This is a genomic window from Pseudomonas sp. LBUM1645 (genome assembly GCF_059716185.1).
This window is the reverse complement of record NZ_CP166811.1, coordinates 2,559,311-2,585,039: the sequence shown is the minus strand read 5'-3', so window position 1 is coordinate 2,585,039 and position 25,729 is coordinate 2,559,311. Positions and strand designations below refer to the sequence as shown.

The following is a 25,729-nucleotide window of genomic DNA, read 5'->3' as shown; positions in this document are numbered from 1 at the left end:
AGGGGAAAGCCATGAAAATCGCAGCACCGGAGCACAGCTCACTGGTCTTTTTTCGAGGGCCGGGAGCCTTCTCCGTGATGCTAATCACCTTCAGTCTGACCACGGCCATTGCTGCACCGCTCGATGATTTCGGGCCTCCGCCACCGACGGATCCCTCGGCCTTCGCCAATCAGCCCGCCGATCCCAAGGCGGCGCTGGAGGCACTGAAAAACTTGCCGGCGGCCAATCAGGGTTCACTGGCCCTGCCCAATGGTGCGTTTGGTGACAGAACCACACCGCGGGCCGGCAACGTGCTGCCGCCGAACTTGCAGACGTCGTTCAACTTCCCCACTAATGGCAAACCCAGCCCCTTGTTCGGGGCCGAACCGTTCACCCAGCAACTGCTGCTGTTCGAAGAGTTCGGTCCGGAAAAACTCGACCCGACCACCCCGCCACCGCTCCTGACATTCCCGGTGCCCACCACCGGCCCGGCGCCCCAGCAGGATCCGAACAACGTCGCCCGCAGCGGCCCGTCGAGTGCCGCGATTGAAGCGTTCATGCGCCAGCCGGGGTTGTTTCCGTTCCCGTCGCAGTTTTCCAATGTGCTGGACCGCAACCCGTGGAAGGCGCAGATCGAAGCCTTCCTCAATCGCCACCCGGTGGGCTCGCCCGCCGAAGGCCGACCGCCGGGGAAAGGCTGGTCGCATCAGCGCTGGAACGAGTTTTATCCTCAGGTTCAGTTCAAAACCGTGCAAATGGGCGTACGGACTAACCAGGGCATGCGCGACAGAAAACAATTGCACAACTATGCCAACGGTGAATTCGCGCCTGGCGGGCTCTATTACCAAACCTCGGACATCCCTGAAACCGCGGGCACCACTCGGGGCATCGACGCGCGCTTTCACTCCAGAATGCCGGTGCAGAATCACAACTCGTTGTGGACCTTCGACGGTTCCGTGCCGCCAAAATTGCTGATGGTCCGCAACGGTCAACCGTTGCTGATGCGTCACTACAACGCCCTGCCGATCGACCCTGCGGCCAACGCCGGTTTTGGCCTGCACACCATCACCACCCACGAACACAACGGTCACTCCCCCGCCGAAAGCGACGGCTATGCCAACGCGTTCTTCTTTCCGGGGCAGTACTACGATTATCGCTGGCCGCTGCAACTGGCCGGTTACGACACCATCAACACCACGGCGCAGGATCCGCGCGCAGCATTCCCCTGTTCACCGGGCGAAACGCTGTATGTCAACGATGCCAACCCGGGCCTGAAGACGTGTGAAAACGGCAGCATCAAGATCCGTGGCGACTGGCGCGAAACCATGAGCACCCACTGGTTCCACGACCACATGCTCGATTTCACCGCGCAGAACGTCTACAAGGGCAACGCGACAATGATGAACTACTACAGCGCCCTGGACCGCGGCAATGAATCGGTGAATGACGGCGTCAACCTGCGCCTTCCCAGTGGCTCGGCGTTGCCCTGGGGCAACCGCGACTATGACGTCAACCTGGTGGTCGCCGACAAGGCATGGGATCAGGCCGGTCAATTGTGGTTCAACCCGTTCAACACCGACGGCTTTCTCGGGGATCAGATCCTGGTCAACTGGCAGTACCAACCCCGTTTGAAAGTCCGGGCGCGCAGCTATCGGTTCCGCATCCTCAACGGCTCGGTGTCGCGTTTCTTCAAGTTTGCCGTGGTGCGTGAAATCAGCGGCAATGGCGGCGAATTCCCAGGACCTAAAGGATCGGGGGTGTCCTACAACCGAGTGCCGTTCCACCTGATCGGCAACGACGGCAACCTCATGGAACACGCCGTACCCTTCGACGGCAGCATGGACCTGGATGGCGACGGTGACCGCCAAGACCACAATGCAATCCTGCCGACGCAAGGCGTTGCCGAGCGCTTCGACATCATCATCAACTTTGCGAAAAACGGCATCAGAACCGGCGACAAAATCTACTTCGTCAACCTGCTGGAACACCGCACGGGCAAGGGTCCGGAGAAGAATGAACTGGCCTTGGCGGACGTGCTGTCCGAAAAATACAAAGCCGTGATCAAGCAAACCAGCAAAGGGCCGCAATGGGACAAGGGCGACCCCGTGGTGGGCAAGTTTCTGCAACTGCTTGTGCAGCCCTACACCGGCCAGGATCAGAGCATGGACCCGGTGGCCTATGAGCCAGCCAAACCCGGCAAGCCCGCCGGGAAGGTCATGATCCCGTTGACCATCGACCGCGACAACCCGAGCGACCAGGCCAAACTCAAAGTGGCGCGGCATCGCGAGTTCATTTTCGGCCGCTCCGACGGCACCGATGAAGCGCCCTGGACGATCAAGACTGACGGCGGTATTGGCTACAACATGGATCCTCGCCGGATCAGTGCCGCGCCGCAATTGGCCAGCGGTCCGACAAAGGCAGGGTTCTCCGGAGACGGCACGCTCGAAGTCTGGAAAATCGTCAACGGCGGCAACGGCTGGAACCACCCGGTGCACGTGCATTTCGAAGAAGGGATCATCCTCAGCCGCGACGGCAAGGCGCCGCCGGAATGGGAGAAAGGAGCGCGCAAGGATGTCTATCGCATCGGCGAAGGCATCGACAGTTCGGTGGATGTCGAGGTGGCGATCCACTTCCGCGAGTTCGCCGGTACCTACATGGAGCACTGCCACAACACCCAGCATGAAGACACGTCGATGCTGTTGCGTTGGGATGTCGAACATCCGGGTCAGTTCCAGTTGATGCCAACGCCCCTGCCTGGCTGGGACGGTGTGACCTACGTGAACTCCGTGGCGCTGCCGACATTTCGCACCGGCGATGAAGATGGCGATCACGAAGGCAAAAACAACAAACCCGTGGCCAACCCTGACAGCGCCACCAGCAACAACGGCCTGCCGCTGACCATCAACGTGTTGGCCAACGACACCGATCCCGACGGCAACCTGCCGCTCAAGGTGGTGGGTCTGAGTCAACCGGACTCCGGCAAGGGCACGGTTAGCACCGACGGGATTCGTGTGCTCTACACGCCACCGGCCATCGTCGCCGCGCCGTTCACGGCAACCTTCACCTACGAAGCCAGCGATAAGCTGGGCGCGGTCTCAAAAAAACCGGCGACCGTGTCCGTGGTAGTCAGCGCGGCGGCGGTGCCGATAGCGGCGCACTAAAGGGAAATCGGTCGGCTGTGCAGTTCCTCTTGGGGGAGGAACTGCACGACGGACGCTTACTTCCCAAGCCCCAAACCCAACCGCCCAATGTCATTCAACTCATCGACCCTAAACGTTCCGTTCCAATGCTGTTCATAGTCCTCCCGCGGAAAATCACTCGGCGAGACGCCGGCGCAAAAGGCTTTGAAGACATCCTCCGCGTATTGCCGGTTTTTAGGGCACATCGGTGCAGCGGGAACGTACATCACATTCCCCCAGCCTTGCTGGTTTTGCACCGGTGCGACGCTGTGAATCACGTCGCAATGCCACCAGACGGAATCACCGGCCTCAACGTCCGGAATCGAACTCATGACATCGATCAGCAAGGGATGCCACTGCTTCGAGACCGGCAGCACTTTGCCGGGCATAACGCCGCACAGCTCATCTTCCGGCACATCGTCAAGCAACGGTCGCAGCAGCAAATAAGCCATGGCGTGGGGAATCGGCAACGTATGCAGCACGCCTTGATCGGCCTTCATATCGGAGAGCGCCGTCCAGCCCTGAAAGGTCCGGAACGCCGAACACTTCACCGTGTCCTGGTAGGCGTACTCGTCGACTTCAGTGCGATAGGCCGCATCCCAAGGGTCGTAGGACTTGAAGTCGTTGCTGTAGATCTTGTCGAAGACCTTCAAGTAAGCCGGGTGCAACCAGCGCTCCAGCGCCCCCGAATCCGTATGGGCGCCGAGTCCTTTTGACGTGGTACCCGGCGGGCGCCGGCGGACTCGATCGGGGTACAGCGCACTCACATCCGGATCGAACCATTGCCGGCCTTCGGAATGGGTTTTCCAGAGCCTGTTGAGGAAGGATTGCGCCGTCGCCATGCGTTCGTGCTGGCGCAGCTGCATTTGCGAGCGGGACCAATAAATGGGAAAGATCTCGGGACGCGACGCGTCAAGGTTGCCGAAGAACTGGTCGACCGGACCTCGATAGGTCGCATCGAACGCATTGTCATCCAGGTACTCCAGCAAGCCCTTGTCCCAGGCGGCGACTTGCTCTGTGGGGAAATGCCCTTTGATGACCAGGCAGCCACGACGCTTAATCATCGCTAACTCGTCGCCCGTGACCGCACCGTCGGCAATGGCCTGGTACTCCAGGATTGGCCACGCACTGCCGGCCTGGGCCTGTTGTGCCTTGATCGAAGCGATTTCGGCTTCGATGAACGCGCTGACTTCGGCAAAAAGCGCGTCCACGTCGCCTATTTGCGCACGCAAGGCGCGCTTCATCCGCACGATATTGTCTTGGTAGTGTTCTGGAAGCACTGCACTTTCGAAGGCGTGATACTTGCTCATGGTGGCGACCTGGTGATTGGTTAAAAACCAGAGGCACTACACCACTCTCGCCCTTCTCGGCTCAGTGGGTTTTGCGGCGTTCACCAATACGATTGTGGCGTCACGCACGGGAGCCACTACCGGAAATGATGCCCATGAAGTTTGCGAAACGCGCTGGGCGTCAGGCTTTTTTGAGCCTTGAACTGGCGGTTGAACAGCGCCAGCGATGAATACCCCACCGTCTCGCAGATCAGCGAAACGTGAGTATTACCTTGCAGCAACAACGAACAGGCCCGGCCGATTCGCAGCCGGGCAATGTAGTCCAGCGCGGTGCAGTGGGTATGGCGTCGAAACATGCGATGAAACGCCGATACGCTGATGCATGCGAGGTCCGCCAGTTCGGGGATCGTCAGTGGCTCGGCGTAGTGAGCGTGGATGTGATTGAGCACCCGTTGCAGACGCTCATCCTCACCTGCCGCGCTCACCGATTCAGTCAGCTCGCCGGGGATGATTTTCTGGGCGGCGGTGTCCCGGGACAACCGGGTCAATACCTGTAGCAGGGAGACCAGACGCTCAGGCCCTTGCTGCTCCGCCATCGCTTCAATCACCGGCCGCAATGCCTTTGAAACCTCATCACTGAAATGCACGGCGCACTGGGCGCTCGTCAATAGCGCTTGCAGCGAAACCATCTCCGGAAACAGCGCCACCAGCGAATCGGCCCACGCCTGGGAGAACCAGATGACCAGCGCGACATGTGGCTTGGCAGGATCGATCAGCTCACCCGAACACCAACTGTGCGGCACGTTCGGTCCCAACAGCACAAGGTCGCCATCGTCGTACAGCCGCACGTCGCTGCTCACATAGCGATGACCGCGACTGTTCAGCGTCAGAGTCAATTCGTATTCCGGGTGATGGTGCCACTCGAACGGAATGTCGTCGGGCAACCGCCGGTTCAGCATTGACCAGGATGCATCGACGGACGTGGGGACTTTCTCGAAACTTGGCTTCATAGGCTACGTGGGCATTTGCATGCCCTGGACTTCCCGATCATGGCGGATGGGCTCCCGTTCAGCGGCGATGACCACTTGGGGGGCCGCATGCATGTTACTGCTCCGGCGCAACCATGCGAAACCGGATATTGATCTTGTCAGAGACGACACCGTCAGCCCATTCACCTTCGCCGATTTTGAAGTCGCTGCGTTTGAGCGTCAGCTGGCCATCGAAAATCCCGATGGCGTTCTCGGACTTCAGGAGGACCGGTACCTCCACTACATGCGTGATCCCCCTGAGCGTAAGTTTGCCGGTGATCGAGTAACGGTTGTTGCCCAGCACCTTCACGCCGGTCGACACAAACGTCGCCACTGGATACGTTGCCGTGTCGAACCAGGCAGGCTTTTTCAGTTCACTGTTGGCGTCGCTGCTTCCGGCATCGATGCTGTCGAGCTGGATGGTGAGCGCGGCCCGGCCTGCTGATGGTTTAGCCGTGTCGAAATCAAGCGTGCCCTCGAACTTGCTGAACGTGCCGTATACCCGCGAAGAGAACTGTTTATACGTGAAGGAGATCGTGCTGGCGGTTTCATTGACCTGCGTGTATTCGACCGCCTGGACGCAAGGCAACGCGCCGAATGCAAGGGCGGCCACCAGCACGGCGCAGGTCGGGAATCGGTGTTTCATGGGATTCTCCGGTTGGGCTCCCGTCATGAGCTGAAGCGCCGTATATGTATGCCAGCGATAGGTGGACTAAAGCAAATAAACGCCGTTAATTCCACCTGCCATTCAGACTTCCGACCACCTGTCGGCCCACGCGAAGGACCGCCGGATACGGCCGCTGTCAGGGTGTTTAATTACTCTCCCAACACACCGCATCGGGAGACCGGCCATGAAATTCGTCATCATCGGAGGAAGCGGGCTGATCGGCAGCAAAGTCTGCAAGAACCTCCAGGACCTGGGGCATGAAGTCATATCAGCGTCACCGAGTACCGGCATCAACGTCATCACCGGCGAGGGCCTGGCGGACGCGCTCAAGGGCGCCGACGTGGTGGTCGACGTGGCCAACTCCCCCTCCTTCGAGGATCACGCGGCATTGCATTTCTTTGAGACCGCCGGGCATAACCTGTTCGCTGCCGAGAAGGTAGCCGGCACCAAACACCATGTGGCCCTGTCAGTCGTCGGTACCGAACGGATGCTCGAGAGTGGTTATTTTCGGGCCAAAATGGCCCAGGAAAAACTCATCAAGGCATCGGGCGTTCCCTACACCATCCTGCGCGCCACGCAGTTCTTCGAATTCATTGGTGCCATTGCTTACTCGGGTCGCGAAGACGGCAACACCATCCATTTAACGTCCGCCGCGTTGCAACCGGTGGCCTCGGTCGATGTCGCGGCCGCACTGACGGCTATTGCTCAAAAAGCGCCGATCAATCAGACCGTGGAAGTGGCCGGGCCGGATCGCCGACCCATTGTCGAATTCGTGAGTGAATACCTGAAACACACCAAGGACCCGCGCGAAGCCGTTTCGGATGACACGGTTCCTTACTTCGGCGCCCCGATCAATGACAAGTCCCTCACGCCAGGCGATAGCCCCATTGTTGGAGCGACCCGGTTTGAAGATTGGTTAGAGGCCACGCATCCGTCTTGAGTATTCCCTATGAAGATAAGAAGAATCGTGACCGGCCACGACGAACAGGGTAACGCCGTGTTCGTTTCAGATGACTATGCCCCAAGGGCACAATCCTTTGCCTCAATCCCGGGACAGGCGATGGCCCAGTTGTGGACGACTCCCGCCCAGCCGACACTCCTCGAAAACGAGCGCGACCCGACGCTTGATCACGCGTCGTTGATTCCTCCTCAGGGAGGCACCAGCATCGCCATGTTTGATTTCCCACCCGACACCGTCATGCAGAACCTCGTCGATGGCATCCAGGCCTTAAGTGAGTTGAGCGCTGCACTGCCAGGCTTGATCGAAAGCTTTGAGCCGGAAAATCCGGGCATGCACACCACTGCCACCATTGATTACGTAATTATTCTGCAAGGTGAGATGTGGCTGGAGCTGGATAACGGTCAGAGCCGCCTCGTAAAGAAAGGCGACATCGTTATTCAAAATGGCACACGGCACGCGTGGCGCAACAAAAGCGAGCGGATTGCCCGGGCACTGTTTGTGATGATCGGGGCGTCACCCGCAGAGAAACAGGCCGTGTAGTTTTGTGATCGCTGAAATCAGGCGCTTGGCTTAACGTCACCGCGGTAGTAAGTGGCGTGTTTGGCCAGCCACTGCTTCCCGAGCTCAATATCCTCTTTGCGCCTGGCCAGGATCCAGTCCGACGTCCGAGGGACGCCATGCTTGTCCTGGCCCATGGCCTGACCCACCAACACCTCGGCTTGAGGAAGAATCAGGAAACTGAACACCCCCGTAGAGGTCGCGCCTTTCTTGACGGACTTCCATGTGCCGTAAAGATAGTGACCGTCATACAGATCACAAGAGCCCTGCCACAGGTAACCGCCAATATTGTCGGCGTTGCGCAGTCGAAGTCGCCCACTGTCGATATCGACATCGACCGTCTCAATGACCCATTGATCGGGGTCGTCGGCATCCTGCCAGGTAGACGCCCAGAAGCCGAGCAGATCGTCCCGGCGCGAGTATCGCCAGTTGCTCAGGAGCATGGGAAGCCATAGCGTCAGCACAACACCAAAGGCCGCGCTGCCGAATGAAATAAAGACGTTTTCCAAGGTGCTGCCCATGGCAAGAGACCTCTGGACGGAGCTGACTGAAAGCTTAGCTCACGCCCCCAACGCGGGTATCCGCGCCTTCAGATACCCGATAAACGCAGCGACCTTGGGCGAGGGCAAATGCTCGCGCGCCGTCACGGCGTTGGCACGGCTTGCAAGGCAACCGGGCTGCGATAGGATGGCATCCGGATTTTCGATAGCGACTCGCGTGGCGAGAAGGATTGCTGATGTTCATTGGAAGACTCGCCGGGCTCACCGGCTGCACCCCGAAAGCCATTCGACTTTACGAACAGATGGGGTTGATCCCGGAGCCGGGTCGCCAGGGTCGATATCGCGTCTACACCTCACATCACCTCACGCTCGTGCGCCTGATCCGCCGGGCGCAGATCGCCGGTTTCAAGCTTGCAGAGATGGTGCCTCTCATCGCTGCCAAGAACACATTGCAAGCCTTTCCCGTGGAACTGGCCAACGAGGCGATCGAGCTCAAGCGCCAGCAAGTCTTCCAGCAAATAGCCGGCTTGCAAGCGTTGGCTATTCACCTCGGCGAACTCAAAAGCGAGATCAATTGCCTTTTTGAACCGGGCGCTGTGATAACGCCTCATAGCTGAGTAATTGCATGGATCTGACCACCCGTTTGCATTCGACCTGACCAGTCATTTGCATCGGATTTGACCAGAACGCTTCGTAACCATGATGGGTAGAGAACGGCCAGAAGCGGACGTTCGACTACGTCAGCTCACGACCCAAAGCGGTCATCGAAAATCATCAAAAGTTTCCTTAGCGAGTAATCGGGCCATTGAGCAGCCAAGCTGAGGTGTCCAGGAAATCAGGGTCATTTTTGTCCGAAGCCCAAGCTCTGCGGCCTCAGTCGGTTTCATATTGGTCGACATGCATGCACCTTTCCAACTTTCGCCTCCGAACACAAAAGTTATGCGCAGTCCTGGCGCAAGAGTGAAAACGATTCCTGATAAGCGTGCCCAAGCCTTGAGTGATTGGGCTTAAATGCCTTAGGCTGCCATTCAGTCATACCTATACCTTTGGGAATGTACAAAAATGGATCTTTTAGCCAATGTCCCAAATTGGGATGAGATTGAGCGAAACCTCGATTACAAGTTTGGCGAACTTAATCAAAGTATCAGTCAGGGCTGGCAAAACGCTCAGGATGGGTGGGACGGCTTCACTCGACGCGTTAACACCCAATTTGATCGTACCTATGGTCAACTGGGTGGAGATAGGATTAACGCTGTTCGAGAGGCGCTATACCGGGCAGACCCCATCATCTTGACTAATCTTAAGCAACGCTGGGCATCCATCGAAATCGATCAAGTTCTTGACGTGCTGCGACAGTTGGTCAAAGAAGTCTCGATGATATTAGGCGGCAGCATCGCTATAGGTTCAATCATTGGCGGTGCTGCTGGCGCGGCAGCATTTGGGGCCGGCGCGGGACCGGGAGCGGTTGCAGGCGCCGGAGTAGGCTTGCAGATCGGCAATCTCATTCTGATGGGAATGGGATTATCAGCCATCGCTGAGTATTTCTATAGAGGCCTTCCCGGCTGTTTAGCGACGCTGCAGGACGGTATCGTAACTGCCTGGCACTCTGTTGACGGCAAGCCTAGCGGGATCGATCCCACCGGAGGTTCGGAGGCCAGAAGACAGTCAATGATCGACCAAGCCTCAAGGCAATTGGCAAGCGGACAGGAACAACTTGTTCAATTATTATTGACCGCCATCGTAACCTATTTGATGCGAGGGCAAATTAAGGCCGGGATCTCTTCCAGTATAGAAACTCGCGCAATGCGCAGCGCAAGGCTTCAAGCAGAAATATCGAACAGGCAACTGGCTAACTGGTTGGCGAAGATTGAACAGAAACTTTTGGCCCAGCCTGGATTGCAACCGACAGACATGGTAGCGCCTGTAAAGGCAAGAGCCGATATAGATCATCCGAAATGGGATAATACCAGGTTTCGCACAGACGGCGATTTCGGCTATCTTCCCCCACTTAGACAAAACTACGTAAGGGAAGTACATGAGCTACAAGTTTCCGCAAGCAAAATGAAAGCCCAAAACCAGAACCTTGAAGACATTGCAAGATATGCTCATGAGGCCCGGACAAATCTGAAACTAAAATATCGGGAGTACACCCCACCAAACTTACTGGAAACTATTGATGCCCGAAACATGGCAAAGTACGGGAATAAAATTGGCCCAACATTTGAAACATTGATCAGCAAAGGAAAATCTTTCGAACAAATCATCGAAAGCGCAACCAGAGCTGGTGGTGGAGATATATTCTGATGAAAAACAAAATAACCCCAAGTGAACTAACTATTGAAAAAATGCACTCCGGCAGATCGTGTCTGAACCTGACATCGAGTGTCGATTGGGAGTATTTTCCTGATTATGCAGAGTTTATTCTTGGACTACTTGGGGGGTCGATCATCAGCAAGTCTGACGGAGCTGATGTGCGTATTTGGGAGGTGCTAATAGACAACGAGTACTTCTTCCTCGCATTTGACGATTTTCCAGTAATGATTACGCTAGAGTCGAAGAGTCTGCAAGGAGACGATTATATACCAGCCTTCAAGGCCTTACTCGTTGAGAAGTCCTAACCTTGAAATCGATCCAAACGGACTGAGTACGGATAAATAATTGACGCGCACAAAACAAAGGATGAGCCGTCTGGCAGGAATGATGAACTACACCATTCCTCCTTTCACCCAGGCAAACAGGAAAAATGCGGACGTTGTATGGATGCCTGCTTATGGCCGGTTTCTGTCTGTCCCCACCGGCCGCTTAGGGTCGTCTTCTGCCTGTCATAACCAGGAGGTGTACTGGTCAGTCCGGTCCAAAAAACTTGTCAGGTCGAACGCAAACGAATGAGCATTATCCACCCACTCCCAACCAGCGGCATGACGAACTAGGATTACCGCATGATTCCTCAAGGAGATACCCCTGTCAGATAATCCCGAAGCTAAGATCGCCACAGCCGATGCATTGACTTTGCTTCGGCGGAGTGGACGAGGTGAGTCTTAGCGACAATCAGCTGCGGGTCTGGGTGCTACATTGATCGACTGACCTATGGCGCGTTAAACAGCAATCCGAATCGATAAACAAGCCTTTGTCTAACCTGCCCAGCAGCATCGTTTGCACTACCTGTGGATTTCCACAAAAAAAGGATACAAAGCCCGTCGACAGGAGGGGGATAAGTGCTTTTTCTAACGATTTTTTTGTGAGAAGACGATTTACGGATGGACAGCACAACCCGAGAATGTGCAGATTTGATGGCGGTGAAATCCACGTCACCTCCCCCCCTCCACATTAAGGAATGAAAGTGGAAAAATTTCTTTATCGCTTCCGCCCCGTTAAAAACCTGTTGGAACGCAAAGAGCTGGAAGACAGCTATATTTATTTCGCTCCCCCAGAACAACTAAATGATCCACTCGAAGGCCATAGAGAGGAGTATTGGTCAGGGGATGCAATCGTTTGGGAGAATTTTTTCAAACACTATTTTCTGTGCCTATTGAAGCGAGGCTCGTTATATTTCATTGTCGACGACTTCTCAAAACATGACTTCCCTATCCATGCTAGCTTGAGCGACATACCTAGCGAGATACGCGAAACCACTGAACAGGCTCTAAAACTATTCTTAGAAAACAGCAACATCAAACAACACATAGAAATATTATCAACCGATTCTCGAAAAATCCGCATTGACGAATTAAAGCTTCATCTGCGATCGATTCAGCCACTCGCAATCAAACATATTTCGACTTTATTTATGAAGCAAGGGGTCTTACCTGAAAGCTATGAACTTGCTGCCTTAAGCGACGACCTACTGCTAACCCCATCAACAAGCCTTATAAAACAGTATCGTACACCTGACAACTCGATTCACTTTACTGATGAACACTACAAGGTTGCAGTCAACTCTTTAGATTCCCAAGATTTAGTTCGGGGCTACGACACATGGAAAAAAAACATAAACAAAAATGAAAAATGGTCAAAGTTATCAACTGGTTTTCCAGACGATTATCTTCAAAATCTTAAAGCACTATATCATCCTAAGTGGTACGCCGCGTGCTTTATGGAGTCGCCCTCTAACTCTTCCATATGGGGCACCTACGGGCAAGAACATAGAGGGGTATGTCTGAAATTTCGTGTAATTAATACTGATGAGTCATATCGTATTAATCTTACATACAGCACGTCTTCCGATAAGCCGAACACTGTGCCTTTCGAGTTAAGAAAAGTCAGTTATTCAGAACGCCCGTTAGACTTGAACTTCTTTCAGTCAATTAGCTGCTATCCATTCCGGCGACTGATGGAGGATTGGTACACAGATACCACCGGAAAAATTAGTACGTGTGCCGGCGTTATATCTGCTGACATCGACAGATGGAGAGAAAATTTCCATGAAGAATACACGCAAAGCATCACAACAAAATTGAAAGACTGGAGTGGGGAAACAGAATACCGGATCCCACTCACCTCTTCTTTTGGAAATTTTGAAACGCCAAAATCGAGATGTCTAAGTTATGATTTCGAATCGCTTGATGGTATTATTTTTGGCATCAACACTCCAGCCGAAGAAAAATATCAAATAATAAAAATTATTGATGACCTATGTGACAAACATAAGCGCAAAGAATTCAATATCTACCAGGCTTATTATGATAACGAACACCTGCAAATCAAATATCGTCTACTGCTCCAGATCACTGGCATAACGTCAGATTGAATGCCCCCCCGTCGAACTTGGCAAGTGATGGCTCGATGCCGTCTCTCAGGCCTATCCTCGGACAAGGAATGTTCCTGGAGCTTTTATCTTTGCCGTATGTTCTGGTCAGTGCCGCCATTGCGGCGGGCACCTGTCGGAGGCGAATGTTTGCGCTTCTTCGGCGACGTTGGTCTCGAAGTTACCGCACGCAAACGGCAGCTATTGGCCGAGCAGCCTATCGCGATCGCCCGCTATATCGGGTCGAAAGCCCGCTGAAACAGGGTGCTGACCGAGGCCGAGATGCAGAACCAATTTTTACGTCCTCCAAGGTGTTATTCCCGAAGGCCAGAATTTAAGTCAAAAATTAAAAGCCCGAGCAATGCGGGCCTTCTTATGTATGCAACTCAGCTTCTCCCTATGCTATGTATTAGGCAGGCGTAGAACCGAATTTGCCTTCTCAGCGTTTGACTTCAACATATTTAACCAAGCTATTCGTTCTTGAGTCATACCTAGCTCGACAAGTGTCTCGTCATGCTCTGAAAATTCGAATTTATTATAATTCATTATGCAATAGCAGTGCTTGTAGACTTCAAGTAGCCAGGCCTCCAAGTTAATCACTAGCACGGAAATCCTAAACAAAGAAGTCTCTGCTTCATGTTCCATCAGCAGTTCGAGATAATTGTTTATGTCGTCTATATGCCTAAAAACGAGCTTGATCCAGTACCGCTGATCGACGCTGAATGTGTGGGCTATTTCAGGATAATACTTATCCAATAGCGGCAAACTCACTCCCGAGGCCAGGTTGTGTCCCGTTGGACGATTTTTCGTGGCTATTGTTTCGCATATTTCAAGGAGGCTTTCCAGCGTGTGCTTACATACATGCATGAGCTCATGAATATCTTCTTCGCAACACTCTTTCTTCGCAACCTTCGTCTTTGCCTCTTTTCGTGTCGCCGAGAAGTAATTTAGAGCAAAAGCTAGACCAGCACCGACAATCGTGCCCGCCAGCGGTAAAAACTTATCCGCCGAGGTTTTCACTGTCGTAGCTTGGATGTAGGTGAGGCACTGCGCGAAACCATCAATATCCATGTTGTAACCGGGTCTGTGAGTATCAGGGCAGTATGCCATGACAGAATTGATAGAGTACTGTTCACCATCTGGGAGAGCGATTTTGGTAAATCGACTTGGTATCGCAGACACAATGACCACTTTTGGCCGTTCTCTGCCGATCATGGCGACAAAGCACCTTGGTCAAATTCGATGCAAACAGCTGGTCAAATCAGTGCAATTACCCACTAGCGATGAGTCGAGCACTGGCCTAGATAGATGAACGCCGATTGCAGGGCAACTTGCGGCGCTCGTGGACGGAAGCCCAATTCGGTCCGGGCCTTGGTGATGGCGTATTCCTGCTTGACGCCGTGGAACATCCTGACCTGACTGAGCAACAGTTGGGCTGGCCGACCGGTCAACCCGGCCCACCGCTCCTGCATCCACGCCACCGCGACCAACAGCCATTTCGGTGCCCGCGGTGGTTGCCGATAGCCCGGTGAAACCACGTTCGCGGCATCAATGATCTCGGCCAGTGAAGAGGACCGCTCATTCGCCAGAATGTAGCGCTGCCCTGAGCGGCCTTTCTCTGCCGCGAGGATCATTCCCAGAGCGACGTCTCGCACGTCGACAAAATTGAAATGAAAGCCCGGGTCCAGAGGCATTTGCCGCAGCCTGACCGAATCGACAAACTTCATGGTGTCAGTCAGCTTGGCCGCGTTGGGGCCGATCATCGCCGAGGGCAACACCGAGACCATCCAAAGCTTCAGCGCCTGAGCCGTGCGCCAGGCCATTTGCTCCGACTGGATCTTGGACGCGTAATAGGCATTCTCGTCCTCGTCATTCCAGTGCTCTTCATCAAGCTTCTGCCCGTTCTGACCGATGGCCGCAACGGAACTGACATACACCACGCGCTTGACCCCCGCCTTCGCCGCCGCCTGCAAAACGCGACGTGTTCCTTCCACATTCGGTTCGATGATCTCGGCGTACGGATGCCTCGCCCAGTGCTTGAACACCGCCGCGACCTGAAACAACAGGTCCACCCCGTTCAACGCCTCGAGCATGGCCGCTTCGTCGAGCAGTTCGGCATACACCCTTTCGCAGTCCAGCCCTTCGAACGCTGCCGAATCGTTCACATCACGAACCCCGGCGCGAACTCGGTAACCCTGATCGAGCAAGGCTCTGACCAAGGTATTGCCCAAATGCCCATTGGCGCCCGTGACCAGACATAACTGACTCATACAACTGTCCCCCTCGCTTGAACAAATATCCGTTTTGGCGAGGACGACCTTAGGCTCTGTCCCTTGGGACAGAGTCAACATCAGCGGATCAAAAGATCGCAGCCTGCGGCGCCACCGTGACATCCGCCTGAGCGCTGGCCTTCAGCGCTGCGTGCACGAACCCTTCTGCTTTTTTGCGCTCCACAAATGCCCTCACATAAGCAGCACCTGCCTCTCGATCTCGAGGCACAGCCATCGCCTGGCGAATGGCCGTGAAGGCGCCTTCAAGCACGCGATAACGCGGGTCTGCATCGGCTACTTTCTGCAACGGTTGGCGCACGCCCGCCGCGGCATCCAGGTCCTTGTCGAAGAACAGGTCGACCGCAGCCGCGGAGGTTTCCGCCCGCGCCAGCTGCGCGTGTTTCAAGGTGCGCGCGAGGAACAGGTCATAAGCCGCACCCTTGCCGACCGCCAGCCGTAATCCTGGCTGATCGAGATCTTCGACGGCCACGAAGGGTGAATCGGCCGCTACCAGGTAAGTGCCTTCAATGATCACGTAGGGCGCACTGAACGCGATCTGTTGCTCGCGCACGGGCTCGATGGCAAGGAACGCAAGGTTCCAGACCCCCTCCTCCAGCGCGGCAAACACTTTACCGGCGGCATCGAACGTCACCATCTCCAGACGCACCCCAAGCTCTTGCGCGAGTGCCTTGGCCAATGCGACGGAGACGCCTTGTGGCGATCCATTCTGGCCCTGCTGAGCCAATACCGGATTACCGAAATTGATCGCGGCGCGAAGGACGCCTTGCGGGGCGAGATCTTCAAGAACTGCGGGGGTGATAGCACTCATCATTTGCTCCAGGTAGCGGCGGGTACGGATTCCGGGGCTTCTCTGTTGAGCACCCGCATGAACAGCGTCATCAAAGGAGTTGATAACTCGAGAACGCTGAGTGAAGCACGCCGGGCAACGCGTTATCCAGTGAGGGCTCTGATCTTTATCAACGATGACCGGAGCGCTGCTGCACGGAACTGGACTCTCGCTGCCACGCCCGCTGCAACAGCCTGATGACCTCAGCATCCGAGGTCTGGGTAAAGTCCATGTACCAACGACTGATCGACATCATCCAGTCGGGAATGATCGGGCATATCAGCTCATCCACCTCACTGCGCAGCGCCTCCGCCGTCTCAATCGGCGCCACCGGCACGGCGACGACGATGCGAGACGGCGCGTGCACACGCACCGCGTGGATCGCCGCCATCATCGAGGCGCCTGTCGCGATGCCGTCGTCGATCAGGATCACCACCTGATCCTTGAGTTGCACTGGCGCGCGCGTTCCCCGGTAAACCTTCTCGCGGCGCAATAGCTCCCGGGTTTCCCGTGCGACGACGTCATCGAACGTGGCCGGGTCAATCGGATGAACCCGCAGCGCGTGTTCATTGAGGATTTGGATTCCGCCGCTGGCGATGGCGCCCATGGCGAACTCTTGATGAGATGGGACGCCCAGCTTGCGGACCAGCATCAGGTCCAGACGAACGTCCAGTGCAGCGGCCACTTCATAGGCCACCGGCACACCGCCACGGGGCAAGGCGAGGATGATGACATCGGGTCGATGCGCGTATTGGAGTAACGGCTCCACCAGACGTCGACCGGCCGCGGCTCGGTCCTGCAGGATGGTGGGCGATGAGGGACTCATTTGAAAACCTCCTCAGGCGATCACGCCTGTCGGTTCGCATCACACGGTCACTCAGGATTGTCGGTCTGACGGTGGCTGACATCAAGCTCAGCCATGACGCACGCGCCTGTCCTTAAAATACAAAACGCCCGATGCGGTGCATCGGGCGTCAGGGTGAAACAGGTGTAAACCTATTTCAGGACTAGGCAGTCTGTGGAGAAATAACGACGGAGTTCTGTAGTTTCAAACGCTGAGTCAAAACCAGCATCGTCAGGAAACCCAGTGCAATCAGTACCGGATACGCCATCAACAGTTCGGAAAGAGAGTACTTCCAGGCCAACGGACGCCCGACACCCAGCATGGCCGCATACATCCAGGACACGGCCGACAGCGAGCCGCAGAACAGCGCCAGCATCCGTGCGCTGAAGCCAAGATTGAGCAACGAGCCGGCCTTTTGCAGCGCGGGCAATACCAGGCGATGCAACAAGAGGCCGTTGTAACTCAGCAACACGACAATAATCACTTTGGCGTGAAGCTTTGGATTCATAAAGTAATTCATACCTTTTTCCAGGTAATCAATGCCGATGATAGCGGCCCCCGTCACCCACAACGCTATCAATGCAGTGATGACAGACTTCTGAAGACTTTCCATGTGAGCATTATCATGCTCAGTAAATGTTTTCCGCTTTAACAAGTCTCTGACCATCGCAATATCGCTGGTCAATACCAAACCAATGGCCACACAACACGACACTAAATGAACGTAAATAACGCCCAATCGCAAAAATTCCATGCACTCTTTATTTTCTAGCAGGCTCATAATTGTATTTATCGCCACGGTACTTTCTCCACCTTATTCGATAGTACAGATCGGTATTTAACAGGGCCTTCAACTCTTCGAAACCCTGCGCGATCTTACTTTTATAAGATATGCCAACTCATAGACTTGGCACTGCTTAGCCCATTGATTCGCCCGGCAAATCAATGACCGGCTTATTTATTGCCTCCTGAATTTCGGGTAAAAAAATCCCCATTAGCATTCAATGCACATGAGGTTAATTTTCCACTTCTTTTCTGCGGCTGCAGGAGCAGGTCTTGGGTGACGTGCTGCAGGATCAGAGGCCGGGGAGCCTGGAATGTTCATTTTTTGAGCAACCCACCGACAAACGGCGGTTATTGTGAACGTCCCACACGCCGATACTAACGTATCAACTTCCCTGTCAGCCCCATGACAACTGGGCTGGTGAATTACAGGAGTTTCCAATAGTGTTTATTGGATCCATTAGTTGTTAGGTTACTTACGAAAAGTGCATTAGCGCGCTGCTCGTATTTGGGACCTGCCCGCACTAAAAAGTCATACTTTTACCATTCCACTCGTCGAGGAAGATGAAGTCCTGATTACTGGCGGAACTTGCGCCGCAGGTCCGGGCATCGTTCAGGGACAGATCGCTGTGGTCGCTACCCTACACCAACCTCTCAATCTTCTGATGCTGCCAGACCATTTTGTAATACGCCGTCTGCAACACCAGCATCCCCAGATACGCCACCGGAAACGCCATCCACACACCCTGCAACCCGAAGTGCCCGTCCAGCACATACGCCACCGGCAACTGCACCCCGACCACACACACAATCGAAATCGCCATCGGCACCAGCACCGAGCCGCTGGCGCGCATGATGCCGCCGACAATCGCCTGGAAGCCGAACACTAACAGACTCCACAGCATGATGTGCAACAGGTGCTCCGCCTTCGCCCGGGTGGAATCATCCGTGAGGAACAACCCCAGCAACCAGTGCGACAACAGATAACCCAACACCACCAACCCACCGGTCAGGCACACGTTGATCAACAGCCCCGTGCGCAGAATCGGCCCCATGCGCTCAAGCCGCCCTGCCCCAATCGCCTGAGCACCGAGGATCGACGCCGTGATCGCAATCGACAGCGCCGGAAACTGCACGTAATTGACGATCTGCGTCACCGCGCCATACGCCGCCGTCGCTTGCGAACCGTGCTGATTCACCAGCGCCAGAATCACCAGCTCCGACACCGACAACACCACCATCTGCAACCCGGTCGGCAACCCGATGCGCAACACCTTGCCGAGAATCACCAGGTCCAGCCGCATCGCCGCAAACATCTCCCGATCCGGCGCCAACGGATGCCCCTTGCGAATCAACCGCCACGCCAGCCACCCCATCGCCGACAAGTTACCCGCCAACCCCGCATACGCCGCACTCTGAATCCCCATCATCGGCAACCCGAACCAACCCCGAATCAACGCCGGCGTCAGCGCCAACCCGATACACGTCGACACCACCAACGCAATCAGCGGCGACACCGTATCGCTCACCCCGCGCAGCAGTTGAGTGAACAGCACGTAGACCAGGAGCGACGGCATGATCCACATCATCACGTGGGCGTAGGACACGGCGTCGTCGATAACGTCGGCCGGGGTCCCCAAACCCTGCAACGCTGGCCTTGCGAAAACGCTGCCGAGTACTGCCGCTGTCAGGCCGATCATTGCGCCTAACAGCAAGGTTGTGCCGGCGATGGTTTTCACCAGATGCGGTTCACGCGCGCCCCAGGCCTGGCCGATGAGCACGCCCGCACCCGCGCCGAGGCCGATGACCAGGGCGATGAAGAAGAAGACGATGGGGAACATGCCGGAGACGGCAGCCAGGGCTTGGGTGCCGAGCATTTGGCCGATGTAGATGCTGTTGATGGTGCCCGACATGGATTGGAGGAAATTGGAGAGGACCATGGGGGCCAGGAAAAGGAGGTAGGTTTTCCAGAGGGGGTGTTGAGGGGTGGGGGTTTGCATTGAGGGTCCGTCTCGGGGGTGGGCTCGTGTTTTGGAAATTCTACGCTAGGGGACTGAGCGTCACCCGATCCTATTCACAAATTAGGTAGGATGAGTAATGTCCGTAATCGGCCAGAAGCGGTCACTCGCAGACGCTTTGGGGTAATGTGTCGATTGAACCATCGAAGCTTCACCCCCTTCACTTGAGGATCTTTAATGACAAACCAATCCGCTATTGTCGAGGTGGTTCAAGAAACCGATCCTATGCTGCTCAGATCTTTGAATGACCTTCTCCCACAGCTTTCCAAAAACGCTCAAGCGATGACAATGGAAGATTTGAAGCAGATTGTGGATTCAGAGTGCTCCCATTTATTGGTAGTGAGAGCAGCAGGTGGAGGAAGCATTTTGGGGGCGCTAACCCTAATTCATTTTCGCATTCCGACAGGCATTCGTGCCTGGATCGAAGACGTCGTAGTAGATGCCAGTTCTCGAGGTCAAGGGGTCGGCAAAGCACTCATACAAGCAGCAATAGAAAAAAGCCATGACCTCGGCGCGAGAACTCTGGATTTAACCTCCAATCCAGATCGTGAATCTGCCCATCGTTTATACGAGGGGGCAGGATTCTCGGTCCGCACAACAAAGGTCTATCGACATATCAAATGACTAATGGATAGACCTTCTACGCACGGCTATCACTCATGCGTGCAGAAGCGTCCTGTGAATGGCTGCGTTGGGTCGATAACGACCCATTACAGATGTCAGAAATCGATCAAAAGCTGCTATCGATTTAAGGCCGCCCCCTCAGATAGCCGCTTTTTCGTGTAGTTCAGTGCCCCGCAACCGCAGGCCTGCCAGCCGCACGCGGGCCTGATTTGAAGCCGTGAACTCGAGCGTTCCAGACAATTGCAAACCCCACACCCACCAACACCACCATTGCCCATGGAAAAGAGGCGACGCCCCACCTATCCAGCAACACCCCACCCACCACCCCACTCCCCGCAATCGCGCTATTCCAGGCCACCACATTCAACGACAACGCCACATCCGCCCCATCCCCGGCCGCATCCGCCAGTGCCGTTTGCAGCAACGTCGCCGCCCCACCGAAGCTCAACCCCCAAACCGCCACGCCGATGTAAATCACCTCAGGCACGCTACCCAAAAAACCTAACATCACGCAAACCGCCGCAAACGCAGCCAAGCTCACCAACACAGTCTTGCGCAACAATGGCTCAACCAATTTGGCAGTCACCCAAATCCCCACCAACGCCGCAATACCAAACATCAACAACACCAAATCCACTTGCCCCCCCAACCCCGCCGACGCCACAAACGGTGCGATGTAGGTGTAGAGAATGTTGTGTGCCAGCATCCAGCTGATTACCACCGCTAGCACAGGTTGTACGCCCGGCGTGGTCAGCACGGTGCGCAGCGACATACGCTGGTGCGCAGCTTGGGGTGGGTAGTCAGGGACTTTCACCAGTACCCAGGCGATCAGCACCAGAGTCAGGGTCGACATGATGCCGAAGGTGGTGCGCCAACCCACGAGGCCGCCCAGCCAGGTGCCGAGGGGCACGCCCAGGGACAGAGCAATCGGTGTGCCGACCATGGCCAGCGCCAGCGCCTTGCCCTGTTGATGGGGCGCAACCATCCGGCGTGCGTAGCCGGCCAGCAGGCTCCAGGCCAACCCCGCCGCGACACCGGCGAAGAAGCGCGCCACCAGAGTCACGCCGTAATGGGATGACAGCGCGGTGATGGAATTGAACAGCAAGAAACCGACGATGGTCAGCAGCAGCACGTTACGGCGGCGCCAGCCGCGGGTGGCGATGGTCATGGGGATGACCGCCAGCACCGAGCCCAGAGCGTAAGCGGTGACCATCTGGCCGGCCATGGAGGGGGAAATCGCCAGGCCTTCACTGATCAGCGGCAACAGGCCAGCAGGCAGGGTTTCGGTGACGATGCAGATGAAGCCGGTCATGGCCAGAGCAAGCAACGCGCCGATGGGCAGGCGGTCGGGCGCTGCCGATAAGGTGATTGAGGGTGTCACGGGAGACTCCTTGAGCGAGGATTTCAGATTTAAATACTGATCGATACAAATGTTGAGGGCAGCCGGCGCGCGTTGTCAACGACTTATGTATCGACTAGTATTTATCTCTTCATTCAGAGGAGCCTTGAAATGGCGCAAATGGGCCGCCCCCGCACCTTCGACCGCGACCACGCCGTGGAACAGGCCTTGCACCTGTTTTGGCAACACGGCTACGACGCGACCTCCCTCGCTCAGTTGAAAGCCGGACTCGGTGGCGGGATCTCCGCGCCGAGTTTTTACGCGGCGTTCGGTTCCAAGGAAGCGTTGTTTGAGGAGTGCGTGCAGCGTTACCTAACGACCTTCGCCCAGGTCACCGAATGCCTGTGGGACGAGAGCCTGCCGCCACGCCAGGCCATCGAGACCGCGCTGCGCCAGTCGGCGCGCATGCAGTGTGAAGAAGGCCATCCCAAGGGTTGCATGGTGACCCTCGGCATGATGAGCGCGCCCAGCCCAGAGAATGCGCGGGTGGTCGATGCCCTGACCCAATCTCGCGCCCGCACTCGCGCGGGGATTTTGGCGTGTGTTGAGCGGGGTGTCAGTGCCGGTCAGTTGCCGGGCAATATTTACGCGCCCGCGATGGCTACGATGTTCGACAGTTTCTTGCAGGGTATTTCCATCCTTGCTCGGGATAACACGCAGCATGGGGTCATTGATGCGGCCATCACCCAGATAATGCTGACGTGGGACATTGCTGCCTCTACCGTGCCGCCCACCTATTGCAATGGTTAAAAGGGACTGATGATCGATTTAGCCGGTGAGTGATGTGTGGGAAGCCAAAGTTAGTAACACGAGGCTATTGCTAAACTTTCCTTTCAACCGCTTCACTTAATAGGCAGCAATCGGCCAGAAGCAGACGATTTACGATTGGATTTTTATTCCGCCTCAGTGATGAAAAAAGGCGCCTGTTCGGCGCCTTAAAATTATTAAGCAATCTTGATGACCACTTTCCCAAACGCCCCCCTGGCAAGATGCTCGTAGGCTTCTCGTGCCTGTTCAAATGGATAGACATGATCGATGACAGGTCGAATCTTGTGTTCGTTCAAGAATGCATTCATTCGATCAAACGACGAGCGCGGTGCTACGGCGATACCACGAATGGTTGTCTGGCGAAAGATGAGCGGCATCAGATTCAGTTGGACGGTTTGCCCAGTCAAAAATCCAATCTGCGCGATGCGACCGGCTGCCTTGGTGGCCGCGACTGACTGATTGATGCCGCTTCCGCCAGCCACATCGAGCAGCAGATCGACGCCTTTGCCCTCGGTCAGCTTCAGCACTTCTTCTTCCCAGTTTGGCGTGCTTCGGTAATTGATCCCGGCCACGGCACCAAGGCCCTTCACGGTATGCAGATTCTGGTCGCTGCTGGACGTCGCGATGACTTTCGCGCCAAGCGCCGTAGCAATCTGTACAGCGAAAATGGACACGCCGCCGGTGCCCTGAACCAGCACGGTTTGCCCTGGCTGAATCTGCCCGAAGTCGACGAGCGAGTACCAGGCCGTGAGCGCAGCAATGGGCAATGTGGCCGCCTCCTCGTCGCTCATATTGTCAGGAGCACGAACTGCGCTGTCTTCGTGGATAATCATGTATTCAGCCAATCCGCCGGGCAGCGGGGAGCCGAAGCAGTATTCGGGTTCATGCGGCCCTGGTTCACCGTCCAGCCATCGGGAATACAGATGCGAATTGACCCGATCACCCACTTTGAAACGGGTAACGCCATCGCCGACCGCAACCACAGTGCCGGCGGCATCGCTGACAGGGATCAGCAGTTTGGGAACTTTGTGAGGTTCATAAATGCCATCGACGATGGCTTTGTCGCGGAAATTAAGCGAGACGGCGCCGACTTTTACCAACAGCTCGCCAGCCTTTGGATCAGGGGTCGAAACGTCACCCAGTTCAAGGTTGTCGAGTCCGAAATCTTTCAGTAACCAAGCCTTCATTGCGCTCTCCAAAAAAATAGTCAGTGGTGGCACGAACTGGATCTCTTGTGCCTTGAACCCATGATTCGCTTTTATCGGAGCGCAATAAATGCACTTCAAATGACATGTTTGTTGTATTTATAGGCAACAATCGTCGGGTTCGTATGAGATAAATCAGCACAGGCTTCAGAGAGAAGGTCATGGAATTGCTTCAATCGATGCGACTATTCGCCCGGCTTGCCGAACTGGGAAGCTTCACCAAAGCCGCCGAGTCGCTGGACATTGGGCGTCCGCAAGTCACCCGGTATATCCAGGAACTGGAAATGTCATTGGGTGTGCGCTTGTTCCAGCGGACTACGCGGAAAGTGACGCTCACAGCAGAGGGTGAGCGTTTCTACGAACGTGTTCAGGACATTCTCGGAAGCGTCTCTGCCGCGACCTCAATGTTTGATCGATCCAGAGCCACCCTTGGTGGACGGCTTCGTATCGATATTCCGACCGCTTTCGCTCAAGTTGAATTCATGGACAGCCTGAAAGTGTTCACCGCAGACTTCCCGGGAATCAACGTGGTTCTTGGCGTCACAGACAGGACCGTTGACTTGGTGGGAGAAGGCATTGATTGCGTGTTGCGCATCGGCGAGCTGCCGGACTCAACCTTGATCGCGCGCCCTGTTGGTGTAGCGACAATGGTGACTTGCGCCGCCCCCCAATACCTTCATGAGCACAGCGAACCCGAAACGCTGGAGGAATTGAAGTCACATCAAGGCGTCAACTTCCTGTCCGGACAAAGCAACAGGACACTGCCGTGGCACTTCTCGGTTGGGGGCAAGGACAGGACTTATACCAGCAACGCCGGAATCACCGTTACGGAGTCAAACGCATACGTGCAATGTGGCGTGGCAGGGTTCGGAATCATTCAAGCGCCCGGCATTGCGGTAAGCCAGTACCTGAACAGCGGTGCCCTGGTGGAGATTCTAAAACCCTATCGCCCTGCCCCTCGTCCTGTGTCGGTGCTATATCCAAGCCGGACGCACTTGGCGCCGCAGGTGCAAGTTTTTATTGAATGGTTGCAAGAACGTTTTCCGCAGCTCCATCCTGACTGGCTGGAACAATATCCAACCTCACCGTCACGGAGCATATAAGACATGTCAAACATCGTCGCATGGACCCTGTTCGCCTTAGGCGTCCTCCATATTCCTTTCGGTATCATCAAGTTCAAAACAGCATTCGCCGCCGCTGTAGACTCTGGCTTCGTTGACCAATTCAAAGCGCACGAAGATCGGCGTACTGCCCTCTGGTTTACCATGTTGGGGCCGCTTTTTATGCTCGCAGGGCAGACAGCGATCCACGCCGTAGCCGTTGGCGATCTCGCGCTACTTAAAATTATTGGCATTTATGTGCTTATGATCTCGATCATTTGCGTTATTGCTGTTCCAAAATCAGGGTTCTGGGCAACGCTGCTGGTTTCTCCGCTGATCATCGCGGCAGGGTATGGTTTGTACGCCTGACAAACGAGCGCTGCGAACCACCCACACTATCAAGGAGAGTTGCACATCATGGACGAAGCCATTACTTACCGAGCTGCAACGGTAGAAGACGCATTGAGCATTTGTGAATTGGGACAATTGCTTAACGCGGTGCACCACGCTGCCCGTCCCGATATTTACGCGGCGGCCACCCAAGACTTTTCGCGCGACCTTCCTCACTGGTCAGGTCTTTTCGAGAAACCGGGTCAGGTTGTATTCATCGCGAATGTCGGTCACCAGACCGCAGCCTTCATTACTGCCAGCCTGTCGGCAAGCTCTGGGCCACTGTTGCAACCGCTGAATGTTGTTCGCATTGGATCGGTATGTGTTGCCGAGCAATTTTGGGGGAAAGGTATTGGACGCAGGCTTATTCAACTCGTTAAAGACTGGGCAATCGAAAATGACGCTCAGGACTTGAGGTTGTCTGTCTGGCCGTTCAATGCACGTGCTGCTCGCATGTACACTGAGTTCGGGTTTGAGACTCGTGCTTTCGAGATGGGAATGCGTCTGTCAGTCACCGAAGACAATGAAGCCTCAGACAAACTGATCTACAGGCCGCGTTGACGTCGATGTGCGTGG

General features: G+C 55.4%; 24 protein-coding genes. 12 read left to right on the top strand and 12 right to left on the bottom strand.

Annotation, left to right across the window (positions count from 1 at the left end; translation table 11 throughout):
* Positions 1 to 77: 77 nt before the first annotated feature.
* Positions 78 to 3,140: an Ig-like domain-containing protein gene (locus ACA079_RS11500; protein WP_497704309.1), complete on the top strand. Its 3,063-nt coding sequence runs from the start codon at positions 78 to 80 to the stop codon at positions 3,138 to 3,140.
* Between the two features lie 56 nt (positions 3,141 to 3,196).
* On the opposite strand, the gene ACA079_RS11495 is transcribed toward ACA079_RS11500, so the two are convergent.
* From ACA079_RS11495 to ACA079_RS11485, 3 genes are all read right to left on the bottom strand, one after another.
* Entirely contained in the window at positions 3,197 to 4,468 is a 1,272-nt protein-coding gene (locus tag ACA079_RS11495; RefSeq protein ID WP_497703560.1) for a YbiU family protein, read from the bottom strand.
* A 116-nt stretch (positions 4,469 to 4,584) separates the two neighbouring features.
* Positions 4,585 to 5,457: a helix-turn-helix domain-containing protein gene (locus tag ACA079_RS11490; RefSeq protein ID WP_497703559.1), complete on the bottom strand. Its 873-nt coding sequence runs from the start codon at positions 5,455 to 5,457 to the stop codon at positions 4,585 to 4,587.
* 94 nt (positions 5,458 to 5,551) lie between these two features.
* Positions 5,552 to 6,121, bottom strand: coding sequence for a YceI family protein (locus ACA079_RS11485; protein ID WP_497703558.1), 570 nt, complete (start codon positions 6,119 to 6,121; stop codon positions 5,552 to 5,554).
* A gap of 205 nt (positions 6,122 to 6,326) precedes the next feature.
* Here ACA079_RS11485 and ACA079_RS11480 point away from each other — a divergent pair, with 205 nt between their 5' ends.
* Both ACA079_RS11480 and ACA079_RS11475 read left to right on the top strand, forming a co-directional pair.
* Positions 6,327 to 7,082 carry an SDR family oxidoreductase gene (locus ACA079_RS11480; protein WP_497703557.1) on the top strand — a complete coding sequence of 252 codons (756 nt, stop codon included), beginning with the start codon at positions 6,327 to 6,329 and terminating at the stop codon, positions 7,080 to 7,082.
* Positions 7,083 to 7,091: 9 nt separating this feature from the next.
* Positions 7,092 to 7,643 carry a cupin domain-containing protein gene (locus ACA079_RS11475; RefSeq protein WP_497703556.1) on the top strand — a complete coding sequence of 184 codons (552 nt, stop codon included), beginning with the start codon at positions 7,092 to 7,094 and terminating at the stop codon, positions 7,641 to 7,643.
* Positions 7,644 to 7,660: 17 nt separating this feature from the next.
* On the opposite strand, the gene ACA079_RS11470 is transcribed toward ACA079_RS11475, so the two are convergent.
* The gene (locus ACA079_RS11470; RefSeq protein ID WP_497703555.1) at positions 7,661 to 8,182 is read right to left on the bottom strand and encodes a hypothetical protein; all 522 of its coding nucleotides are present in this window, start codon (positions 8,180 to 8,182) and stop codon (positions 7,661 to 7,663) included.
* Positions 8,183 to 8,397: 215 nt separating this feature from the next.
* Between ACA079_RS11470 and ACA079_RS11465 the strand changes: the two genes are divergently transcribed.
* The 4 genes from ACA079_RS11465 to ACA079_RS11450 all read left to right on the top strand — a co-directional run bounded on the left by ACA079_RS11465 (position 8,398) and on the right by ACA079_RS11450 (position 12,908).
* Positions 8,398 to 8,778, top strand: coding sequence for a MerR family transcriptional regulator (locus ACA079_RS11465; RefSeq protein ID WP_497704308.1), 381 nt, complete (start codon positions 8,398 to 8,400; stop codon positions 8,776 to 8,778).
* 445 nt (positions 8,779 to 9,223) lie between these two features.
* Complete coding sequence (locus ACA079_RS11460) at positions 9,224 to 10,465, top strand: DUF6861 domain-containing protein (RefSeq protein WP_497703554.1); 1,242 nt, start codon at positions 9,224 to 9,226, stop codon at positions 10,463 to 10,465.
* Positions 10,465 to 10,779 (top strand): DUF3630 family protein, encoded by a 315-nt coding sequence (locus ACA079_RS11455; protein WP_196585015.1) that lies wholly within the window; start codon positions 10,465 to 10,467, stop codon positions 10,777 to 10,779. Before ACA079_RS11460 ends, ACA079_RS11455 begins: the two co-directional genes overlap by 1 nt.
* A gap of 722 nt (positions 10,780 to 11,501) precedes the next feature.
* Positions 11,502 to 12,908 carry a DUF2971 domain-containing protein gene (locus tag ACA079_RS11450; protein ID WP_497703553.1) on the top strand — a complete coding sequence of 469 codons (1,407 nt, stop codon included), beginning with the start codon at positions 11,502 to 11,504 and terminating at the stop codon, positions 12,906 to 12,908.
* A gap of 399 nt (positions 12,909 to 13,307) precedes the next feature.
* Here ACA079_RS11450 and ACA079_RS11445 read toward each other — a convergent pair whose 3' ends face one another.
* The 6 genes from ACA079_RS11445 to ACA079_RS11420 form a co-directional block, all read right to left on the bottom strand.
* The gene (locus tag ACA079_RS11445; RefSeq protein ID WP_497703552.1) at positions 13,308 to 14,120 is read right to left on the bottom strand and encodes a hypothetical protein; all 813 of its coding nucleotides are present in this window, start codon (positions 14,118 to 14,120) and stop codon (positions 13,308 to 13,310) included.
* Between the two features lie 62 nt (positions 14,121 to 14,182).
* Entirely contained in the window at positions 14,183 to 15,175 is a 993-nt protein-coding gene (locus ACA079_RS11440) for an NAD-dependent epimerase/dehydratase family protein (protein ID WP_497703551.1), read from the bottom strand.
* Positions 15,176 to 15,263: 88 nt separating this feature from the next.
* On the bottom strand, positions 15,264 to 16,004 hold the full coding sequence (locus ACA079_RS11435) for a transporter substrate-binding domain-containing protein (RefSeq protein WP_497703550.1): 741 nt from the start codon (positions 16,002 to 16,004) through the stop codon (positions 15,264 to 15,266).
* Positions 16,005 to 16,152: 148 nt separating this feature from the next.
* Positions 16,153 to 16,848, bottom strand: a complete 696-nt coding sequence (locus tag ACA079_RS11430; protein ID WP_497703549.1) for a phosphoribosyltransferase — start codon at positions 16,846 to 16,848, stop codon at positions 16,153 to 16,155.
* A 181-nt stretch (positions 16,849 to 17,029) separates the two neighbouring features.
* On the bottom strand, positions 17,030 to 17,665 hold the full coding sequence (locus tag ACA079_RS11425) for a hypothetical protein (protein WP_497703548.1): 636 nt from the start codon (positions 17,663 to 17,665) through the stop codon (positions 17,030 to 17,032).
* A gap of 625 nt (positions 17,666 to 18,290) precedes the next feature.
* Positions 18,291 to 19,649, bottom strand: a complete 1,359-nt coding sequence (locus tag ACA079_RS11420; protein WP_497703547.1) for an MATE family efflux transporter — start codon at positions 19,647 to 19,649, stop codon at positions 18,291 to 18,293.
* A 195-nt stretch (positions 19,650 to 19,844) separates the two neighbouring features.
* Between ACA079_RS11420 and ACA079_RS11415 the strand changes: the two genes are divergently transcribed.
* Positions 19,845 to 20,291: a GNAT family N-acetyltransferase gene (locus tag ACA079_RS11415; RefSeq protein WP_497703546.1), complete on the top strand. Its 447-nt coding sequence runs from the start codon at positions 19,845 to 19,847 to the stop codon at positions 20,289 to 20,291.
* A 163-nt stretch (positions 20,292 to 20,454) separates the two neighbouring features.
* Here ACA079_RS11415 and ACA079_RS11410 read toward each other — a convergent pair whose 3' ends face one another.
* Positions 20,455 to 21,672, bottom strand: coding sequence for an MFS transporter (locus ACA079_RS11410; protein ID WP_497703545.1), 1,218 nt, complete (start codon positions 21,670 to 21,672; stop codon positions 20,455 to 20,457).
* Between the two features lie 129 nt (positions 21,673 to 21,801).
* On the opposite strand from ACA079_RS11410, the gene ACA079_RS11405 reads away from it, so the two are divergent.
* Positions 21,802 to 22,440, top strand: a complete 639-nt coding sequence (locus ACA079_RS11405; protein ID WP_497703544.1) for a TetR/AcrR family transcriptional regulator — start codon at positions 21,802 to 21,804, stop codon at positions 22,438 to 22,440.
* Positions 22,441 to 22,634: 194 nt separating this feature from the next.
* Here ACA079_RS11405 and ACA079_RS11400 read toward each other — a convergent pair whose 3' ends face one another.
* Positions 22,635 to 23,645 carry a zinc-dependent alcohol dehydrogenase family protein gene (locus tag ACA079_RS11400; protein WP_497703543.1) on the bottom strand — a complete coding sequence of 337 codons (1,011 nt, stop codon included), beginning with the start codon at positions 23,643 to 23,645 and terminating at the stop codon, positions 22,635 to 22,637.
* Positions 23,646 to 23,824: 179 nt separating this feature from the next.
* On the opposite strand from ACA079_RS11400, the gene ACA079_RS11395 reads away from it, so the two are divergent.
* The 3 genes from ACA079_RS11395 to ACA079_RS11385 are packed head-to-tail and all read left to right on the top strand — an operon-like array spanning position 23,825 to position 25,714.
* Positions 23,825 to 24,766 (top strand): LysR family transcriptional regulator, encoded by a 942-nt coding sequence (locus ACA079_RS11395; RefSeq protein ID WP_497703542.1) that lies wholly within the window; start codon positions 23,825 to 23,827, stop codon positions 24,764 to 24,766.
* Between the two features lie 3 nt (positions 24,767 to 24,769).
* A complete protein-coding gene (locus ACA079_RS11390) occupies positions 24,770 to 25,132 on the top strand; it encodes a DUF6463 family protein (protein WP_497703541.1) in 363 nt (120 codons plus the stop codon).
* A 48-nt stretch (positions 25,133 to 25,180) separates the two neighbouring features.
* Positions 25,181 to 25,714: a GNAT family N-acetyltransferase gene (locus ACA079_RS11385; RefSeq protein ID WP_497703540.1), complete on the top strand. Its 534-nt coding sequence runs from the start codon at positions 25,181 to 25,183 to the stop codon at positions 25,712 to 25,714.
* Positions 25,715 to 25,729: the final 15 nt, after the last annotated feature.

Excerpts from the sequence above, each read along its gene's own strand:
- ACA079_RS11440 (WP_497703551.1), bottom strand. The coding sequence starts at position 15,175 with ATGAGTCAGTTATGTCTGGTCACGGGCGCCAATGGGCATTTGGGCAAT.
- ACA079_RS11460 (WP_497703554.1), top strand. The coding sequence starts at position 9,224 with ATGGATCTTTTAGCCAATGTCCCAAATTGGGATGAGATTGAGCGAAAC.
- ACA079_RS11485 (WP_497703558.1), bottom strand. The coding sequence starts at position 6,121 with ATGAAACACCGATTCCCGACCTGCGCCGTGCTGGTGGCCGCCCTTGCA.
- ACA079_RS11405 (WP_497703544.1), top strand. The coding sequence starts at position 21,802 with ATGGCGCAAATGGGCCGCCCCCGCACCTTCGACCGCGACCACGCCGTG.
- ACA079_RS11415 (WP_497703546.1), top strand. The coding sequence starts at position 19,845 with ATGACAAACCAATCCGCTATTGTCGAGGTGGTTCAAGAAACCGATCCT.
- ACA079_RS11400 (WP_497703543.1), bottom strand. The coding sequence starts at position 23,645 with ATGAAGGCTTGGTTACTGAAAGATTTCGGACTCGACAACCTTGAACTG.
- ACA079_RS11500 (WP_497704309.1), top strand. The coding sequence starts at position 78 with ATGCTAATCACCTTCAGTCTGACCACGGCCATTGCTGCACCGCTCGAT.
- ACA079_RS11495 (WP_497703560.1), bottom strand. The coding sequence starts at position 4,468 with ATGAGCAAGTATCACGCCTTCGAAAGTGCAGTGCTTCCAGAACACTAC.
- ACA079_RS11445 (WP_497703552.1), bottom strand. The coding sequence starts at position 14,120 with ATGATCGGCAGAGAACGGCCAAAAGTGGTCATTGTGTCTGCGATACCA.
- ACA079_RS11390 (WP_497703541.1), top strand. The coding sequence starts at position 24,770 with ATGTCAAACATCGTCGCATGGACCCTGTTCGCCTTAGGCGTCCTCCAT.
- ACA079_RS11475 (WP_497703556.1), top strand. The coding sequence starts at position 7,092 with ATGAAGATAAGAAGAATCGTGACCGGCCACGACGAACAGGGTAACGCC.
- ACA079_RS11435 (WP_497703550.1), bottom strand. The coding sequence starts at position 16,004 with ATGAGTGCTATCACCCCCGCAGTTCTTGAAGATCTCGCCCCGCAAGGC.
- ACA079_RS11470 (WP_497703555.1), bottom strand. The coding sequence starts at position 8,182 with ATGGGCAGCACCTTGGAAAACGTCTTTATTTCATTCGGCAGCGCGGCC.
- ACA079_RS11420 (WP_497703547.1), bottom strand. The coding sequence starts at position 19,649 with ATGCAAACCCCCACCCCTCAACACCCCCTCTGGAAAACCTACCTCCTT.
- ACA079_RS11465 (WP_497704308.1), top strand. The coding sequence starts at position 8,398 with ATGTTCATTGGAAGACTCGCCGGGCTCACCGGCTGCACCCCGAAAGCC.
- ACA079_RS11455 (WP_196585015.1), top strand. The coding sequence starts at position 10,465 with ATGAAAAACAAAATAACCCCAAGTGAACTAACTATTGAAAAAATGCAC.
- ACA079_RS11480 (WP_497703557.1), top strand. The coding sequence starts at position 6,327 with ATGAAATTCGTCATCATCGGAGGAAGCGGGCTGATCGGCAGCAAAGTC.
- ACA079_RS11490 (WP_497703559.1), bottom strand. The coding sequence starts at position 5,457 with ATGAAGCCAAGTTTCGAGAAAGTCCCCACGTCCGTCGATGCATCCTGG.
- ACA079_RS11385 (WP_497703540.1), top strand. The coding sequence starts at position 25,181 with ATGGACGAAGCCATTACTTACCGAGCTGCAACGGTAGAAGACGCATTG.
- ACA079_RS11395 (WP_497703542.1), top strand. The coding sequence starts at position 23,825 with ATGGAATTGCTTCAATCGATGCGACTATTCGCCCGGCTTGCCGAACTG.
- ACA079_RS11430 (WP_497703549.1), bottom strand. The coding sequence starts at position 16,848 with ATGAGTCCCTCATCGCCCACCATCCTGCAGGACCGAGCCGCGGCCGGT.